Below are 6286 nucleotides of genomic sequence, written 5' to 3'. Positions count from 1 at the left end.
AGACCTCTTGGAGGGTGGAGTGACCACTGGCATAAAGAGAACAGCTATTCACGGAAGTTATAAAGACTTGCGTCAATTATCTTAATTGAACCGCCGTATACGGAACCGTACGTACGGTGGTGTGAGAGGACGGGAGTTAATCGCTCCCTCCTACTCGATTATATAAAAATTGATTAATTAAAAATGGACATTTTTGAGTAGCTATATGTAAGAAGTGCAATATAATTGGATAGTCATAAGATGTAGTTGATTTTAATAATTCTGACCACCATTCAACTTCATATCGAGCAATCATGCTTAAATGATATAAAAGGAGATAAAAGATCATCATTTCTGAAAAAACGGAAAAACGTTGGATTGTTGTTTGTATTTTATAAGTTTTTTCGAAAATATCAAATCTCAATGGTGTAAAGTCATGAGGATATTTACCGGAATAATTACTTGAAGTAAACGAAATGTAATCATCATCTTCTTTTTTCCAATGAATTGGAAAGGTACACTTTGTTTCAAAATAGTTCATATAACGATCTTTTGTCATCTTATAATAGTCTAAAATGTTATCGGGAATCCTAAATTTTGTTCCATCTTTTTCAACTTTAATAAATATTGGTTCATAATCATTATCATCAATAAATAAAAGAATATTTTCCATTTCAGGAATTTCAATCAATAATGATTTTATATTTACTTTTTCTCCACATAAATGGTTTACATTAAATAATTTATAAGCAAAGTGTGGAAATAATCCATGTTTTTGAACTTTTATTTCATCCATTAAATAATTGTAATGTTGTTTTTTTCTTTTTCTGGTAGAAACTCCGTGGGCTAAGACGGAAGTGCTTTCCGGATAATAAGGATCAACTGTTAATAGGCATGCTTTAATTCCATGTACAAAACCATAAAATAATAAGATAGGTTTTAAACTTATTGGTGCTTGATCTGCTTGCTCAATAAATAATTTTGCTTGCTCTATATATGAAAGAAAAGGAACACAGTTTAAGTAACTCATTCTTTCAGAATCAGAAAACTTTTGTTTTTCGTAAATTTGTTGTAAATATTTTTGTGCACTTTGTTCAGATAAAAATAAATGTAAATCTTGATTGAAAAACATTTTCTGAGTTAACACTAAGGAAATCCCCCTAATTTTTTGAATAGTTAAAAATATTTTTGAGTCCTTGACAGTATTTTATCCAATTGATAACCTACTAATAATATTTCAAGGCTGGAGGAAAAAAATAATGTGGGAGAATAAATTTGTTAAGGAAGGTTTAACCTTTGATGATGTTCTATTAATTCCTGCAAAGTCAGAAGTATTACCTAAAGATGTAAAACTTGAAACAACCTTGACAGATACGTTAAAGTTAAATATTCCAATCATTAGTGCAGGTATGGATACAGTTACAGAAGCTGCTATGGCAATCGCTATTGCACGTCAAGGTGGATTAGGAATTATTCATAAAAATATGTCCATTGAACAGCAAGCAGAAATGGTTGATCAAGTAAAACGATCAGAAAATGGTGTCATAACGGATCCATTTTTCTTAACACCAGAACATCAAGTTTACGATGCTGAGCATTTAATGAGCAAGTATCGAATTTCTGGTGTTCCAATTGTAAACAATAAGGAAGAACAAAAACTTGTTGGAATTATTACCAATAGAGATCTTAGATTTATTGAAGATTATTCAATAAAAATTGATAAAGTAATGACAAAAGAGAACTTAATTACGGCACCTGTAGGTACAACAGTAGAAGAAGCAGGTAGAATTCTACAAAAGCATAAAATAGAAAAATTACCATTAGTAGATGATAAAGGAATATTAAAAGGTTTAATTACGATAAAAGATATTGAAAAAGTTATTGAATTCCCAAATGCTGCTAAAGATCATCAAGGGAGATTACTTGTTGGTGCAGCAGTTGGTGTAACGAAAGATGTAATGAAGCGTGTAGAAATGCTTGTGAAATCAAATGTTGACTGTATAGTAGTAGATACTGCTCACGGTCATTCCAAAGGTGTTTTAGATACAGTACGATTAATTAGAAAGGAATTTCCAAAATTAAATATCATTGCTGGAAATGTTGCTACTGCTGAAGGTACAAGGGAATTGTTTGAAGCAGGAGCCGATGTTGTGAAAGTAGGAATTGGACCAGGTTCAATTTGTACGACACGTGTAGTAGCAGGTGTAGGGGTTCCTCAAATAACTGCTATTTATGACTGTGCGACAGAAGCTAGAAAACATGGAAAGGCAATTATCGCCGATGGTGGAATAAAGTATTCTGGAGATATTGTAAAAGCATTAGCTGCAGGTGGACATGCCGTTATGCTTGGAAGTTTATTGGCAGGTACATCAGAAAGCCCAGGTGAAACAGAAATTTATCAAGGTAGAAGGTTTAAAGTATACCGTGGAATGGGATCTATTGGTGCTATGGAAAAAGGTTCTAAAGATAGATATTTCCAAGAAGAAAATAAAAAGTTTGTCCCTGAAGGAATAGAAGGAAGAGTACCATATAAAGGACCACTCGCAGATACCATTTATCAATTAGTTGGCGGAATTCGTTCAGGTATGGGGTATTGTGGAGCGAAAAATTTAGAAGAATTACGAGAACATTCACAATTTATTCGAATGACTGGTGCAGGTTTAAGAGAAAGTCATCCACATGATATACAAATAACAAAAGAAGCACCTAATTATTCATTATCTTAAGTTTTGTAATTATAATATTTTCCAGTTAAATCATTCTTTCGAAGCGGCTTTTATCTCTATAATAGAGTTAAAGCCGTTTTTATCTTTCAATTTTTTGGAAACCGTTGACATATATTTGCTAAATTACCATTTGAATTGTATTTCTTACGACTCTATTTTTTTACTAATAGATATGATAAACTATAAAAAGTGTAAATTAGTTAAGGCATGGAGGGACGGCAGATTGAAAAGATATAAAAAACTTTTTACGATCTTTACATTAATACCTACACTTTTGATTTTTTCTTTATTGTTAAATGTGAATTCTGCAGCAGCAGAGGAGGACCCTCTTGGTCTTAAAGCAAAAGCTGCCATTATAATAGATGCAGAAACTGGTAAAGTGCTTTATGAAAAAAACGCAGATGAGCTATTAGGCGTAGCTAGTATGTCTAAAATGCTTACAGAATATATAGTTTTAGAATCGATACATGAAGGGAAAATTACTTGGGATCAGGAAGTTATTATTAATGAATTTATCCATAATCTATCAAAAGCTCCTGATTTATCAAATGTTGGATTAACCCAAGGCGAAGCTTACACTGTAAAAGAACTATATCAAGCGATGGCTATTCATTCAGGAAATGCTGCTACGGTAGCGTTGGCTGAATTAATCGCTGGGACAGAGACAAACTTTGTAAAATTAATGAATCAAAAAGCAAAAGAATTGGGTTTAAAAAACTATAAGTTTGTCAATTCAACAGGATTGAATAATGAAAACATGTTAGGAAATCATCCAGAAGGCACTGGTAAAGATGAAGAAAATTTAATGACTGCAAGGGAAACAGCTAAATTAGCGTTCCGTTTAATCAATGATTATCCAGAAGTATTAGAAACATCTAGCATTTCTACTTTAAAATTCCGTGATGGTAAAGAGTATCCAAACTATAACTTTATGGTACCTGGTTTAATTTTTGAATATGAAGGTGTAGACGGACTTAAAACTGGTTCCACTGATTATGCAGGATATTGTTTCACATCAACTGCCGAACGAAATGGTCAAAGATTTATTACCGTTGTTATGAATCTTCCATCAATGAACGATAGATTTATAGAAACTCAACAACTATTAAATTATGCCTTCAATAATTTCTCAAAAGAAACACTTTTCAAAGAAGGACTAACATTTAAAAATAATAAAACACTGCCTGTTATTAAAGGGAAAAAAGATAAAGTCAAAATTGCTACGAAAGATCCGATTGAACTTGTAATAAAAAATGGTGAAAAAGATAAATATAAGGCAAAACTAGTTATAGATAAAGATAAGTTAAACAAGGATGGTCAGCTAGTTGCCCCTGTTAAAAAAGGTGATGTTGTTGGTTACGTTACCTATGAATATGACGGAACGGACTATGGATTTATTGATGGTAAAGATACAGTACGAGTAGATGTCGTCGCTACTGAAACAGTTGAAAAAGCTAACTGGTTTGTTTTAATGATGCGAGGCATTGGAGGATTTTTCTCAGATTTATGGAGTAGTATTACTTCAGCCATTAGCAGTTGGTTCTAAAAATAGAAAATATATACTTAGTAGACTTCTGTATTGACAGAAGTCTATTTTTTTTACATGATACAATTAGTAGTAAATATTCCAATCGGAATAGTTTTATTTAATATCTGGAGGGATATCTCTATGAAAAAAGGGACAGAGAGAGTAAAACGCGGTATGGCAGAAATGCAAAAAGGCGGCGTCATCATGGATGTTGTTAATGCTGAACAAGCGAAAATAGCTGAAGAAGCTGGTGCTGTTGCGGTTATGGCATTAGAACGAGTACCTTCTGATATTCGAGCTGCTGGTGGGGTCGCTAGAATGGCTGATCCACGAATTATAGAAGAAGTAATCAATGCTGTTTCCATTCCGGTCATGGCTAAAGCTAGAATTGGCCATTATGTTGAAGCGAAGGTATTGGAAGCAATTGGAGTGGACTATATCGATGAAAGTGAAGTCTTAACCCCAGCCGATGAAGAATTTCATATAAATAAAAAGGAATTCACTGTTCCATTTGTTTGTGGTTGTCGTGATTTAGGGGAAGCTGCTCGTCGCATTGGTGAAGGAGCTTCTATGTTACGGACGAAAGGGGAGCCAGGAACAGGAAATATTGTTGAAGCAGTAAGACATATTCGAAAAGTGAATGCCCAAATACGAAAAATTGTGCATATGAATGAAGACGAATTAATGACAGAGGCGAAGCAATTAGGAGCTCCTTACGATGTATTATTAGAAATTAAACGATTAGGACGATTACCAGTTGTAAATTTTGCTGCCGGTGGTGTTGCAACCCCAGCTGATGCTGCATTAATGATGCATTTAGGTGCTGATGGTGTTTTTGTAGGGTCAGGAATTTTTAAATCAGAAAACCCAGCAAAATTTGCACGTGCTATTGTAGAAGCAACTACGTATTATGAAGATTATGAGCTAATTGCTCATTTGTCAAAAGATTTAGGAACGCCAATGAGAGGGATTGAAATTTCCACATTACCTTTAGAACAGCGTATGCAAGAACGGGGATGGTAATGGATGTATAAAATAGGGGTATTAGGACTTCAAGGTGCCGTTTCTGAACATGTAGATTCAGTAAAAAAATGTGGATGCGAAGCGGTTATTGTTAAGACAAAAGAACAATTAAATGATATTGACGGTCTTATTATTCCCGGAGGGGAAAGCACTACAATTAGGAAGTTAATGGATCGTTATGGACTTATTGAACCCATTCGTAACTTTGGTTTAAATGGAAAGCCTATTTTTGGAACTTGTGCTGGATTAATTATTTTAGCGAAAAAAATTGTAAGTTATGATAGTTGTCATCTTGGATTAATGGATGTAACTGTTGAAAGAAATTCTTTTGGTCGGCAAAGAGAAAGTTTTGAAACACCGATCTCCATTAAAGGGATAGGGGAAAGCTTTCCTGCAGTATTTATACGTGCCCCTCATATCGTTTCTGTAGGTGAAAAAACAGAAATTTTAGCTATGTATCAAGATAGAATTGTTGCAGCGAGGGACAATAATTATTTAGGCTGTTCTTTTCATCCGGAATTAACGGAAGATTTAAGACTAACAAAATATTTTATAAACATGATTGAAGATAGCAAAAAATGAATAAAATAGTTGAAACTCGTTCATCATTATAGTAAATTATCTATAAAATATAATAATGCAAACGCGATGAGAGGAAGTAGTAGCAAGTTCGTTAAACTTTAGAGAGCCAGTGGTGGGTGAAAACTGGTGTTTAACTCTTGTGAATCCGTCCTCGAGTGAAGAACTGAAATTATAGTAGGTTCTTACGGTCTAACCGTTATCAAGTCTAAGAGGAAGACATTTTTAGTCTTCAATTAGGGTGGCAACGCGGGATTATACTCTCGTCCCTTATTATAGGGATGAGAGTTTTTTATTTGAGCGTGCCCAGCTAAGCTGTTATCTGCTAGTTGGTGCAAGTCCAACCCGAGTAAGTGCCAAGACGCTCGGTAGCTGACAGGCAACTGGTGGAGAAATCCTAAGGTTGAAGCCCTGTGACAAAGTAACTCTCTTGGAGAGTGCGAGCAAATCA

5 protein-coding genes and 1 other annotated feature are annotated in these 6286 nt (G+C 34.2%); of the genes, 4 read left to right on the top strand and 1 reads right to left on the bottom strand.

All coding sequences use genetic code 11. The features are described 5' to 3' along the window. Positions 1-136 precede the first annotated feature (136 nt). The gene (locus tag AC3ASS_RS13350; RefSeq protein WP_488284017.1) at positions 137-1126 is read right to left on the bottom strand and encodes a YaaC family protein; all 990 of its coding nucleotides are present in this window, start codon (positions 1124-1126) and stop codon (positions 137-139) included. A gap of 112 nt (positions 1127-1238) precedes the next feature. Here AC3ASS_RS13350 and guaB point away from each other — a divergent pair, with 112 nt between their 5' ends. The 4 genes from guaB (at position 1239) to pdxT (ending at position 5838) form a co-directional block, all read left to right on the top strand. Continuing rightward, positions 1239-2705 (top strand): IMP dehydrogenase, encoded by a 1467-nt coding sequence (gene guaB / locus AC3ASS_RS13345; RefSeq protein WP_488284016.1) that lies wholly within the window; start codon positions 1239-1241, stop codon positions 2703-2705. A 223-nt stretch (positions 2706-2928) separates the two neighbouring features. Beyond that, entirely contained in the window at positions 2929-4251 is a 1323-nt protein-coding gene (locus AC3ASS_RS13340; protein WP_488284015.1) for a D-alanyl-D-alanine carboxypeptidase family protein, read from the top strand. Between the two features lie 123 nt (positions 4252-4374). Further along, positions 4375-5256 carry a pyridoxal 5'-phosphate synthase lyase subunit PdxS gene (gene pdxS, locus AC3ASS_RS13335; RefSeq protein WP_488284014.1) on the top strand — a complete coding sequence of 294 codons (882 nt, stop codon included), beginning with the start codon at positions 4375-4377 and terminating at the stop codon, positions 5254-5256. A 3-nt stretch (positions 5257-5259) separates the two neighbouring features. Then, on the top strand, positions 5260-5838 hold the full coding sequence (gene pdxT, locus AC3ASS_RS13330) for a pyridoxal 5'-phosphate synthase glutaminase subunit PdxT (RefSeq protein ID WP_488284013.1): 579 nt from the start codon (positions 5260-5262) through the stop codon (positions 5836-5838). Positions 5839-5895: 57 nt separating this feature from the next. Further along, positions 5896-6109, top strand: a binding site (T-box leader). The last annotated feature ends 177 nt before the right edge of the window (positions 6110-6286 follow it).

Source organism: Bacillus sp. JST-5, from assembly GCF_057747715.1.
This window is presented reverse-complemented; position numbering and strand designations above follow the sequence as displayed.